Genomic DNA, 12,558 nt, shown 5'->3' on the forward strand with positions numbered 1-12,558 from the left:
TTCTATACTGAGTTGGGGAATTCTAGTATATCAGACGAACATGTCTTTTTTGTTGCACTTCATTTTACAACGCGGGATGAAAAAAAGTTACATAGAAGTGATTAAATAAAGATTGTTCAACGAAGAATAAGTTGATAACAACAATAGGCGAGGGTACTTCTCATGATTCGTTGTTACTACATCTTATTGACGACCATGAGACCTCACGGGATAAGTCGTACATTTTTCCTCGTTTACACAAGATATGAGGACCTTAGTCCGAGTTCAATTACACTCGTGAATTACGCATTTAGGTTACGACTACCTTTTTGTATTTTAGTTTTCTGAGCCACCTTGTACGCTATATACGCCTTCGTATCACGTTTCTGTTCGTAGTTCCACAATTTCACTATCCCTTCCTCTGACGATCTTGGTTTCTAGCGTCAGAATTAAAACGGTCTCTCCCCAGACCGTTTTAATCCGCTACCTCACGATAGTCAGGCTTGGGAGTCGCTATTGGGTTCACCTGTAGCGGGTGCCAACGGAGGACTTCCACCTCAGATGTACGACATGCCCGTCGTACACAGAAAAAGACAAACAGGCTCTATGAGACTGTAGTGGGTAAATCCACTGTAGAGATTATCGAGCCTTTTAGAGTGTAGAAAAAAGCCCCATATGACCTATAATGAAAAGCGAAAAAACTATCATTTAGAGAGACTCATATGGAACAATTCAATTTTATCACACAACTACTCGGAATTAAAGACCCTAATATCATTATTTTGGAGATTGTGGATGCCAGGAGCCGCAAAGTGGTCATAGCTAAGCTGGATTGCCCTGCTCCCATACGCCAACATTACCAAGGGCAGATGGCCAAGTACGACTTCTAAAAACCATCCAAAATACCCTAAAACCGGGACCAATTGGTCAGCAAGAGCAGCCGCTCGGTCATTCAAGAGTATATCATCTCGCATGGCTCTTCCCCCACATTCTTATTTGACATATTTTCTCACATTTTCATGCAATTTTCAAGATTTCAATTGGCTTGTAGGCAAGAATTTCTATAAGTAACGAAGGAGGGAGAAAATAACTGCCAAGGTCACAAGGAAAATGATGGTCAGGTAAAAATAATTCCGTCTCTGCTTGTTTTTCTTAGGCTCAACATAGCGAGCTTCCTTGATTTGTTTCTCAATCGCTTCATCCAATAAAGGATTGCGTTTCTCTGTCATTTAGCGCTCCTCCTTCCCAAGTAACTGTTGGTATCCAGTAACAGATTCATTGCTTGTTTCTTCACGCTGCAAGGCCACCATCTGTGGATAAGATGATGCAAAGCCTGCCAAGGCCATCACCATGTCAGTTGGCTGGCTGGCATCAAAGCGGTGGGAAGCTGGAATCAGATCACGGTTATGAATGGTTTGCTCAAAGGCCAAAATCACCATATTTTGCTCAAAGGCCTTGCGAACCGCATCCATTACTTCTCCACTATGATTGATATCAAGGTAGATATCGCATTCTTGGAACAACCGTTGTAGCTGTTTCTGTGAAATATTTGGATAGAGGGTAACATTTGACTTTGCTTCAAAAGCCATCAATCGTTGAGACATTTCTGTCAATGCGCCAATATGGAAGTGGAAGTCTGGTAGTGCTTGAGTTAGCTCCTCTAATTTCTCAATTTGATCTGAGTTAGTAAGGATAAGGATTTCCTTTCGTCCAGCGTTCTGACGCAAACATGGATAGATATAACCTAGGTAAGCAATCTTGGCCTTTTGTTCCTCCGGCAAAATATCCATCATCTTCTGATAAACCTGACGCTGCTGCACCAAAACACGTTGTGTACGAACGTGGGAAGAATTCAACATGACTTTCATGTTTCCTGGAATGTCCTCCTGGATACCTTCCTGCCAAAAGAGGATATCTTGACCTGCTTCTGGACTGTTGTAGGAGAGGAAAAAAGGAGTCGATAAAGAGTTGTACCAAATCTCTGACAATTCCCAGCCCATTTCCGCAAAATAATGACGGAACAATTCCACACGATTGTCAAAGAAATACACTTTTCCCTGCCAGTTTAACTGAATGTCACCCGTCATGAAATTCTCAACCAAGATCTCTTGTTTGGCCTGATTGAAATAAATACGGCTAGTCACCTTCTGCTCGGCATTAAAGTAGGTTCGTGCAAACAACCAACCAAAGCGATTGTAGTGGTCTGTAAAACGTACCTTTTCATTTGGTCCAAACCAGTCAACATTTTTGATGCGACGGAGGTGCTTGGGTTCGGCATAAAAAATCTTTGCCTTCCGTTGGCTGTAATCCCAGACTTCCCCTTCACCATTGGTCCCTGTAATTTCCCAAAAAGGAGGGACTTGGAGTTGGTTGAAATAAAGCGAGCACCCCTGACCTGTCTCCATTTGGCAATAGTATGAATAGGCAGAGGTCACACCTTCTGGTAGAAAACCATCATCATTAATGACAACGACAGGACCTTGGAAACCTGCCTGAGTCAGTGAATAATACAGATCCTTACTGGCCTGATGGAAGCTATCATATAATTGAATCATTTTAAACCTCCTCAATAAAGCGCAACCACGCTTTTTCCAATTCGACCGTCAGAAATTCCTTAGCACGGTCATAGGATGCCGCCTGCCAGTCTTCCAGCTGACCTGATTGGAATAGGTCCAGCAGTTTTTCGGCAAAGAGTCGGCCATAGACAGTTGGATCATCAACGTCCAAACGACTGATCAAGCTGCCATTTCGTCCATCCTGCACAAAGGTTTGGTTGCCATAAGGAACATCCAAGCCAATAATCGGCAGGCCAGAACCAATGGCTTCCATCAAGGTCAAACCAAAACCTTCTGAGGTCGAACCTGCCAAGTAGGCTTGGTAGTGTTTATAAACCTCTGTTAAATCATGGTGCCCCATCAAGCGAATAAAAGAGGAAGCATCGTGTTCTTTGATCATGGCTTCCAAGCGGCTACGTTGCCCGCCCTCACCATAAATATCAAACTGAAGGTCTGGCAAATGTTTTTGGGCCTGAATCACCGCATCCACCAACCAATCAATGTGTTTCTCACTAGCCAGTCGCGAACAGGTCACCAAAGAGAAAGGACGACGGTCCCCTTCGGGCTGGCGCAATTCATCCAAACTACCAACTGGTAAAGTAAAAATTTTCGGACGGAAAGGCGTATAGGTCTCAAATTGGGCCGCCAGCGTTTCCGCTTGCGCCTTGGTTGAGGTAATAAAGGCATCAATCTTATCCGCATTCGAAAACTGATATTCGTAATAGTTATTCCAAAGAATGGTTTCTTCCGTCACAGAATTCATATTGTAATGCTCTGCATGAATCACGACTGCCACACGGGCCTCTCCTCGGTGGCGCAGAATCGCCTGACCTGTCCCAGTAGCACGATCAATCAAGATAATGTCCTCTTTTGTCAGAGCCAATCGGTCCAACATGCGACCAATCAACTCCTCTTTTGTACAAAGGATAGCATCAGGAAAACGGAAGATACTCTGGTCACCAGAACAGTTTTCTTCATAGGCGATAGAACCATCTTCGTTGAAAAAGACCCGCACATTTAAAACAGGTGCATTATCAACTGGAGCATAGTATTCCGAAAACATCTTGGTATAGCTATAGTAGTCCTTGCGAATCAGCTTCTCTTTGGAAAGAAACTCAACCTTTTGCACATAGTCTGGATGATTTTTCCGTGTAAAAACCAAGATGACCAAGTCCTTGTCTTTATGCTGATATTTGACGGATTCAGGGCTCTGTGAAACCTTGGTAAAATCAGAATCTAGACTAGCTTCAAACTCCGTCAAAGGATAGGTTGTCGCTGCAATCTTGACATCGGTAAAAAAGCCATAGAGCCAGATAATTTCCTGGTCTTCAAAGCCAATATTGGCTGTAAAATGAGCCAGGTTTTCTCCTTGAAACATGTCTGTAAAAATAAATTTACTATCTTGGCCAATTTTTCTAAAAATGCTGGCCCGATAGGCTTGGGCATACTCTACTCCGCTGCTGGCCCAACCAATTCCACGGTTGACGTTATAAATGGTCATCTTCTGTTCCTTTTCTTACACAAAATAAATAGAATGTTTTCCATCTTTCGATTGCTCTATGGTACTGAGCATAACATTTCGAGCGATTTTCTGTTTGACAAAATCAGACATCTGTTTGTAGGAACGCAGGGATTCTTGGTAGTATTCGGACATCCCATCCCTCTGGGCTGTAGATCGTGTTGTGACAACCCCCTTCAATTGTTGGAGACTGTCAACTTCTTCGACCCAGCACTCATCAATTGCCTTCAAAACAGACAGACGATAGAACTCTGACAAAGCTTCTTCTGACTGCAAAAGCAGCCCTTTTTTAGCCACTTCTTCTTCCACCAATTTTAACAAATAGTTCTTAACGTCCTGGTCATCGTCCAAGTCTAAAGCTCTTGGGAAATACCTGAAAGCATAGCTATAGTTGTCCAAGATATAGCGGCGTAGCTGATGGCGTGTTCGCTCCTTGTTCTCGGCCAAATAGGAATCGATTACTTCTTCCATAATCTGGCGGACATTTTCCGCCAAGTTCTCATCATCAAGAATCAAGCGGTCCCGCAAGCCATAAATCTTCTGGCGCTGGACTCGCAGGCTTTCATCAAAGCGAATAGTTGATTGACGAGCACTGACAGCATTATCCTCACTCTTTTCTTGAGCTTGATGAATAGCCGCATGGAAGCGGCGACCTGTCAAAGCTCGACCATAATTTCTACGATCTTCACGATTATGCTTTTTAAAGTATTTTTTGACCCATTCCGGACCATAGTTGGTCAACAATTCATCTTCCAAGGAGACAAAGAACTGAGACATGCCTGGTTCACCTTGACGGCCTGCTCGACCGCGCAACTGCCAGTCCATCCGACTATTGGCCATCCGCTCGGTTCCAACAACTGCCAAACCACCCAATTGTTCCACACCTGTTCCCAACTTAATATCAGTCCCACGGCCGGCCATGATAGTCGCACAAGTCACCGTTCCCAACTGACCAGCCTCTTTGATAATCAAGGCTTCTTTTGCCACGTTATTGGCTGTCAGCGTCGAATGGGCAATCCCTTCTTGCAAGAGCAGTTGCGAATAAATTTGGGTGATTTCCACAGTTCCAGAAATCAACAGCACAGGTTGTCCCTTGGCATGCAGCTCCTTAACCAGCTCCATCGTTGCATACAATTTTTCTGGAAGAGTGGTATAAATTTTATCTGGATAATCGATTCGTTGAATCGGCACATTGGTCGGAATGGAGATAACTGGAACCTTATAAGTCGAAATCAATTCATCCTCTGCCTGGTGTCCTGTACCTGTCATTCCTGCAAGTTTAGGGAACATGTTGAAGAGGCTTTGATAGGTAACTGAGCCCATGGCACGACTTTCTTTGGTTTTCTTCACATTTTCCTTGGTTTCCAAGGCTTGGTGAATACCAGATTGTAGACGGGTGCCTTCTAACACACGTCCTGTTCGATTGTCCAAGAGCTTGACCTCATCATCCTGTACCACATAATCATGATTTTTCTTGTAGAGATAGTGGGCCCGTAAGGCTAGGTTGATATGGCGATTAAGCTCCCAGTTGTCTGCATTGTAAATACTCTCTTCTGCGAAATAGTGTTCCGCATAGTCATTGCCCTTGTCCGTCAAATAGACTTCCTTTTTATCTGGGTCAAAGTAAAACTCCTCTTCGCCCAAAGTTAGTACAAACTGATCGCAGATATCGTACATATTGGATTGAACTCGAGGGGTCCCTGAGATGATGAGAGGAGTTTGGGCGCTATCTAGCAAGACCGCATCCGCCTCATCAATAATAACATAGTTAAAGTCACGTAGAAACTTCTCGCTCTTTGAAGAAGCAAGGTTATCAGACAGGTAATCAAAACCCAGACCAGCACCTGTTACATAGGTAATATCGGATCCATAGACCATTCGTTTGGTCTCTGCATCCCCTTCTTGGTCATCATCATAGACACCAAGACCAACAGTTAGGCCGAGAAACTCATATACCTGCCCCATTTCCAGAGCATCCCGCTTGGCAAGATACTCATTGGTGGTGACCAAAATCGCGCCTTTTCCTGATAAGGCATTGAGGTATAGGGGCATTGTCGCCGTCAGGGTTTTTCCCTCACCAGTCTTCATCTCCGCAATGGTCCCTTGATGGAGGGCAATTCCCCCCATCACCTGCACATCATAAGGAAATTGACCTAGGACACGGTAACAGGCTTCCCTACAAACCGCAAACGCTTCTACCAGCATATCGTCTAGGTCCTCACCTGCTTCCAAGCGCGCCTTAAAGAGACTTGTTTGATTCGCCAAGTCTTGATCGGTCATCCCTTCATAGGTATCGGACAGAGCATTAATCTGTCTGGTTAATTTTTTAATCTTTCTCAACCGAATCTGATTCAGCAAAGAAGTCTTGTATTGCATGGTTGCTATTCCTTTATCCTTTTTGGTGAATCAAGCGGCTCACCAATCTTAGTTCCTCAGGTTCCTGACCTGATGTGTAACTACTGACCTGATTTCTTTCTATCAAAGGCTTGGCGCTATTTTCAGGTCCATAAATCGCAATATGGAAGAATTCCACCTGCCGACAACCTGCACTCATTAGAGAAATCCGATAGGTGAAGGCATCTTTAGGAAAGGTAAATTCTTCTTGCCCATTTCTGAGGATATCCCGTTGGATTTCCTCATTCTGGCGATTGAAATATTGAATTTGAAAATAGGCGGTCTGTTCAGGCGTGATGGTGACCTTTTGCTCTAGGCGATAGGTAACTCCTGGATAGAGCAAGGGGAGTTCTGGACAAGAACGATTGGCCTGGTAGTTAGTCCGAGACCGCCAAGTTTTAATGGGTTTACCTGGTGAAAAATGAAGATTCTCAAAAAAAATTGAGTCTTCCTGTATCTGGATCATTGAACCGTACAGGTAGTTTACTCCTGGGGTTACTCCTGTCCAGAGTAATTTTTGCACTAATGCTTCTACCATTACATGTCCCTTCCAAAATCATTTTTTAGAATCTTATGGTACTGAGCCATAAACCAACGGTTGATGGCACGACTATTGTCGTTGTGTCGGCCTTCATACCCCTTACAGAAAATATGGACATCCTTATCCGCCAAATAATCAATCAGGCGTTCCATAGCATGGCCATCATAGTCATCCTGCTCCATATACGCAATTGCAAATTGAGTCGTATGAAAATCTGATTCGCCAAATTTATCCCAGAATCGTTGGTTAAAGGCTTCAATTGAGGCAGAATCAGCTCCACCGACAACATTACGAATCATGTCACCACTGGTTTCAAACTCGCCGGGACGCTTCAACTTCAAATTAGAAACAGTCTCTCCTAAGTTTGTAAACGGCTTCCCGACGATTACAGCATGGGGATTAAAATGAGACGCATAGTACAAGCCACCAAATGCTCCCATTGATAGACCGGAAAGAATAAGTTGGTTCGAATCAAATCCCAAATAATCCAAAGCTTCTTGAATCGCAGATTGTAAATGACCTTCTAATTCATCTGTTCCAGAATAGAAGCATCCACCCTCCAAACGCGGATCGGCTACGAGTAGAAAGGGAGCTCCCAAGCGTTTCATCATGAAGAAACCCTCAAAACCTTCCGCTCCCCGAAAACCAGAGAAATATACATTCAAAGGAGGTTTCATATCTCCCGGGTTAAAGTAATGGAAAATTTCTTGGCGTTTGGCATCCGAATGGCGCTTGCCCCCTAAGACAAAGCGGCCAAGTCCAGAACGCGAATAACGCCAATGGAGTACACCAGTCTTGATAGATCCTGTCCCTCTGGCAGAAACAGACACACTATAGAAACCAACCTCTGGATGGGGTGCTAGAACATAAGGTTCTTTCATTTCTTCTTCACTCAAGATCTGTTTCTCAAAAACATCCGCTAAAGATCCCTTACGGATCAGATCCAACTCTAGACGAAGTTCACAGTCTCCATTTTTTATGTATTCCAACCAGATTTCAAGAGACGTGGGAAAGGTCCCCAAGTTATAACGAAATGTCATTAGGGGTTGAAAATCCTCCCCAAAATCACCTGTAAACGTAACACCGACATTGCCCTCATAATCAACTTGACCTGTAAAGTTGGGATTAACATCAATCTCAGGGATCTTTAACTTAGCCCCATATTGTCCTGAAAAAAGGTTCATATGGAGAAAAACGATCAACTCTTCCTGACTTCCCTGTATAGGTAGGTAAGACATCACCTTTCTGCGGTAAAAACCAGTCGGAGCTATATCAAAGACCTCCACATTTTCTGTCATAAAGACAGCATAAGCTTCGATGCTATTCATCAAAGGTTCAAGTTGCTTTTCCGACAGAGAATCGGTTACCAGGATTCCCGTAAAGTAAAGAGGGACCTTGGGATTTTCTCCCATTTCTGCTAATTTTTCAGCAGGAATTTTTGCCAAAGCTGCATCGTTTAAGTCTTGGAGAAGGTCTGTAATGCCTTCTGCACTTGTATAAAGCCATTCCAGGTCTTCTGGAAGCTCCTTTCCTTTCGACCAATCTTGGCTTCCTATCTGTAAAATTTTCATTCTGTTAGCCTTTATTTTCTAATAATTCTTTCCATTGATCAATAATGCGACCGCTAGTGTAGTCCCCCATTTTTTGAACAGTTGAAACAAGGGACCTATTCCAGTTTGTCAGACCATCAAAGTAATATGCGACTGCTTCAATCAGATCTTTGATTTCCTTCACAATCCAACCATTTTCCCCATGCGTTACATACTCTGAAGCTTGGCGATTGATTTGTGGAATTCCAGCGCTAATACTAGCAATCTGAGTATAAAGATGCGGAACCTGTCCCAAATCCAATACCAATCGGGTCGTATCTAATTGGCGAATAATCTGATTTTCATTGGAAAAGGTATGGAAGCGAATGCTGGACAAGGTCATCTCTTGATCCTCTTCCAATTGGTTTTCACCAGCCTCTTCCGATACTTCCATGAACCGAGCAAGTGTGTATTTTTCCTGCAGAAGAGCAATCAAATCACTTTCCAAAGCCTTCATATTGCGTGCACGTTCATAGCTGACAATATCCAATTCAATCAAGGGATTTTCTTCCATTAACTGCAATAAAACATGCAGGGTTTGTAAATAGTCTTCACGGCTTGCGCCGTCTATCTGCCAGTAAATAATCAATTCCTTGACCGTCTGACTGCGTCCTAAACGCAAACGTGTATCAAACGGCGTCACCTTGCTGACATGGTGAGCAGGGGTTCCCAGCTGGGCCAAACTGTACTCAAGGGCCAGCTTGTTTTTCTCCGAATCCACTACCAGGACATCACCTTCCTGAGCAAGACGCTTTAAGTCACTGCCCACTTGGAGACTGTAGCGGTCACCGCTAAAGGACAACACTTTTTTCTGTTGTTCAAAAGCATCCAACAAGAGGTGATTGTGTTGTTCATGGACTGCCATAACCAAGTAGTCATGTTCTGTCATACGCAGACGTTTGAAGAAGAATAATTTCTCTAAAATCAAATCATCCCAACTCTCATAAGCCAGCTGGAAGAATTCCTGATCTGCCCGTGGGTTGACGGTAATGAGATTGGAAGCTTCTGCCAAGTGCTCACGAACCTGCCAGACCCCATTTTCATTCAGATAGTCCTGATGGCTAGGCTGCCCATCTGAAAAATAAAGGATGCTCGATAAAAATCCACGATCGTCAAACAGGTAATGGTAGGTAACTTCATTCTCCTTAAAGTATTCCACTTTCAAGAGATTGCCGCTTTCAGCAAAATGCACTTCCGCAATCCGTTCATCCCCAATTTTGACCAACAAGGCAAAGGGAGTATAGATAAAACGTGCCCCCTGTGGCCATGTCAAATCCGATACCTGGACCACCTTGGTATTTTTACTTTGGATATTTTGAATCTCGTCAAAGAAGGACCAGTAAGGGGTTGAAAGAATATCTTGACGGTGCAAAAAATAGCGCAAATGGGGTTGGTACCCCAACAAGAGCATCATCGTTTCTTCACCCGCAGCCTGGAAGGTCTTCAATTGATTCACTGCATCGTCAAAGGTCATATTTTCAATGACACGAAACCATAATGGGGCTTCCATATACCACTTACGATTTCCTTGATACCAGGATGGGACAAAATAAAACATAGTAACTCCTTTAAATAATCTCGTCGTATTCTCTCCATGAACGAAGAATACGAACCTGTTCCACTATGCCCAACAAAAGGGTAGTGACAATATAAATATTGTTGATCAACAGTGCGATACTGATTTGCCCTTGCTGGCTCCACACCAGGATCAAGGGCACACCTCCCATCAAGCAGGTATAGATCGCACCAACCAAGGCTAAACGATTTAGATAGAAGGAAATGTACTTCCGAGTTGCCTCTCCTGGACGAACATTCTCGATATAGTCCCCGCTTTTCTGCATATTTTCCGCGACTTCAGTCGGGTCTATATTGAAGTAGGCAAAACCAATAGCTAAGATGAAGAGCAAGAAGATATACACCAGAATCCCGAGTAATTCTGAAATACTCACCTTCCCAACCAGCTCCTTCAATATAGGATTTTCTGGAAAAATCTGCAACAGAGCTGAAATCAGAATTGGTGGCAAGGACATCAGCGTCATCGCATACATGAAAGGCATCCCTCCTGCCGGCGTCACCCGAATTGGGATATAGGTGGATTCGGCAAATGCACTGATAATCATTATCCGTCGAATCGGAATCCGATACTCTGCTCGATAGATGACAACTGTAATCCAAATCAAGGCAGAAGCAATTAATGCAATCACCGCAATCGTCAACAAAAATTCGAGGCCTCCCAATCGTTTTTCTGAAAAATACCGGATGATATTAATGATAAAAGTTAAAATCATGTTGGAGACAATAATAACCGATGGGCCTCCTAAGCCCTTACGGCCATTCACATTTGCCAACCACATGAGGACAAAACTACCGGCAATCATCACTACCATTGTAATTCCCCTTACGATTGGGAGTGAATAGTCACCAAACTGACTAAACTGATAGTACTCTGATAGGGAACTAATCCCAATGGACTGGATCAAGGCTACAATAAACATCAGTAACATGCGGTAGCGATGGCTTTGTTGGGCAGTTAAACCTTTAATTGTCTTAAAGAGCGTCAAAAAACGCCACAAGATCATCCCTGTCATCCAAGGACTCAGCCCGAGAGAAAATAGATTCAGGGTCGAAAACTGACCACCTGTTACCATGGCCAAGTTCTCCAAGGCACTATCTAATTTATATGCACCCGCTTCAATGCCTGCAACAGGAAGGGTTGCGATTGGGATATATTTCCCCAACATATAGACAAATACGATGCCAATCATCCAGGTCAGACGGTTAGCTAGAGTAGAAGAACGATAGTTTCTCCATATATTTTTCATAATATAAACTTCCTATTCCTTATCATATCTAGGGATAAGACCTTATTTATCCCCACATATGATAAATCGAAGTCGCCCTCGTTAAAGGGCAGCTTCGATTCAACTAGTATGACTTGTTCATTCTTATTCGCTGTTTCAAGAAAAGTGTTAAAAAATCATTTTTTTAACTGCGTTTTTTGCTCATGTCTTACTAGTTTTAAATATGTCCAAAAGAGTCTCCCAATTTTAGCACTATTGCTAGGCTAAGTCAATAAAAAGACTGTGAAAACACTAAGTTTTTTTAATGAATACATTTTCAATTTTCCTACGGAAAATATAGCTAGTTGGCACATACTTTTCCTTTTTTGAGGCTACTATTTTTAGGTTAAATGAATCTAAAAAATCTTATGCGCCAGCTTTTTCCATAAAAACTGCTAGCCGTTCTATTACTTATCTATTAGTGTACTGTTTCTTTGTCTATTATTCAACTGATTATCGGTTTTTCCATATTTAAATCATAACTTGATACAAAGAAAGTAGCTGGCATTTGCTAGCTACTTTTCTTTTTGACTTCTAGCTTTAATTACTTTTCTTCTTCGTCTTTTTTGCGACGTTTGTACAAAGCACCAAACAAGAGGCCTGCTCCAAGCAATCCTGCCCAAGATGACGACTCCTCACCTGTACTTGGCAATACTGCTGACTTACGAGGAAGCTGTGAATCCTGTGAAGGAGTTGATTCAGATACTGATTCAGATACTGATTCAGATACTGACTCAGGTACTGATTCACTGATTGACTCGGATACAGATTCAGAAATGGATTCAGATTCAGAAATGGATTCAGAGACCGACTCTGATATTGATTCTGAAACTGATTCAGAGTTAGATTCAGAAATGGACTCGGAGACGGATTCAGACACGGATTCTGAAATTGATTCTGATACTGACTCGGAGATTGACTCAGAGATTGATTCTGATACAGACTCGGAGATTGACTCAGAAACGGACTCAGAGATTGACTCTGAAACGGATTCAGATACTGACTCGCTTACTGATTCAGAAATTGATTCAGAAACTGATTCAGAAACGGACTCAGAGATTGACTCAGAAATTGATTCTGATACTGACTCTGATACTGATTCAGAAATTGATTCTGATACTGACTCTGATACTGATTCAGA

10 protein-coding genes and 1 pseudogene are annotated in these 12,558 nt (G+C 42.9%); 2 read left to right on the top strand and 9 right to left on the bottom strand.

What is annotated here, in order from left to right:
- Positions 1–701 precede the first annotated feature (701 nt).
- Positions 702–866, top strand: a pseudogene (locus tag ACHBIE_RS10465) (ISL3 family transposase); the annotation flags it as partial.
- Positions 867–1,040: 174 nt separating this feature from the next.
- Here the strand turns inward: ACHBIE_RS10465 and ACHBIE_RS10470 are convergent.
- From ACHBIE_RS10470 to ACHBIE_RS10510, 9 genes are all read right to left on the bottom strand, one after another.
- Positions 1,041–1,208, bottom strand: a complete 168-nt coding sequence (locus ACHBIE_RS10470; RefSeq protein ID WP_172095958.1) for a hypothetical protein — start codon at positions 1,206–1,208, stop codon at positions 1,041–1,043.
- On the bottom strand, positions 1,209–2,534 hold the full coding sequence (gene gtfB, locus ACHBIE_RS10475) for an accessory Sec system glycosylation chaperone GtfB (RefSeq protein ID WP_394733298.1): 1,326 nt from the start codon (positions 2,532–2,534) through the stop codon (positions 1,209–1,211). It abuts the gene before it with no gap.
- A 1-nt stretch (position 2,535) separates the two neighbouring features.
- Positions 2,536–4,035, bottom strand: coding sequence for an accessory Sec system glycosyltransferase GtfA (gene gtfA, locus ACHBIE_RS10480; RefSeq protein ID WP_394733299.1), 1,500 nt, complete (start codon positions 4,033–4,035; stop codon positions 2,536–2,538).
- Positions 4,036–4,050: 15 nt separating this feature from the next.
- Positions 4,051–6,429, bottom strand: a complete 2,379-nt coding sequence (gene secA2, locus ACHBIE_RS10485; RefSeq protein WP_394733300.1) for an accessory Sec system translocase SecA2 — start codon at positions 6,427–6,429, stop codon at positions 4,051–4,053.
- A 13-nt stretch (positions 6,430–6,442) separates the two neighbouring features.
- On the bottom strand, positions 6,443–6,985 hold the full coding sequence (gene asp3 / locus ACHBIE_RS10490; RefSeq protein WP_394733301.1) for an accessory Sec system protein Asp3: 543 nt from the start codon (positions 6,983–6,985) through the stop codon (positions 6,443–6,445).
- Positions 6,985–8,559: an accessory Sec system protein Asp2 gene (asp2, locus tag ACHBIE_RS10495; RefSeq protein ID WP_394733302.1), complete on the bottom strand. Its 1,575-nt coding sequence runs from the start codon at positions 8,557–8,559 to the stop codon at positions 6,985–6,987. The genes asp3 and asp2 overlap by 1 nt, the downstream gene beginning before the upstream one ends.
- 4 nt (positions 8,560–8,563) lie before the next feature.
- The gene (gene asp1, locus ACHBIE_RS10500; protein ID WP_394733303.1) at positions 8,564–10,135 is read right to left on the bottom strand and encodes an accessory Sec system protein Asp1; all 1,572 of its coding nucleotides are present in this window, start codon (positions 10,133–10,135) and stop codon (positions 8,564–8,566) included.
- Positions 10,136–10,145: 10 nt separating this feature from the next.
- On the bottom strand, positions 10,146–11,399 hold the full coding sequence (gene secY2 / locus ACHBIE_RS10505) for an accessory Sec system protein translocase subunit SecY2 (protein WP_394733304.1): 1,254 nt from the start codon (positions 11,397–11,399) through the stop codon (positions 10,146–10,148).
- Between the two features lie 562 nt (positions 11,400–11,961).
- Positions 11,962–12,297 (bottom strand): LPXTG cell wall anchor domain-containing protein, encoded by a 336-nt coding sequence (locus tag ACHBIE_RS10510; protein WP_394733305.1) that lies wholly within the window; start codon positions 12,295–12,297, stop codon positions 11,962–11,964.
- Here ACHBIE_RS10510 and ACHBIE_RS10515 point away from each other — a divergent pair.
- Positions 12,272–12,558: hypothetical protein (locus ACHBIE_RS10515; protein WP_394733306.1), on the top strand; the 287-nt coding region annotated here is incomplete at its 3' end. The two genes, ACHBIE_RS10510 and ACHBIE_RS10515, sit on opposite strands and share 26 nt — an antisense overlap.

The sequence above is a fragment of the Streptococcus sp. A23 genome (assembly GCF_043674155.1).
In the GTDB taxonomy this organism is placed as follows: domain Bacteria; phylum Bacillota; class Bacilli; order Lactobacillales; family Streptococcaceae; genus Streptococcus; species Streptococcus suis_V.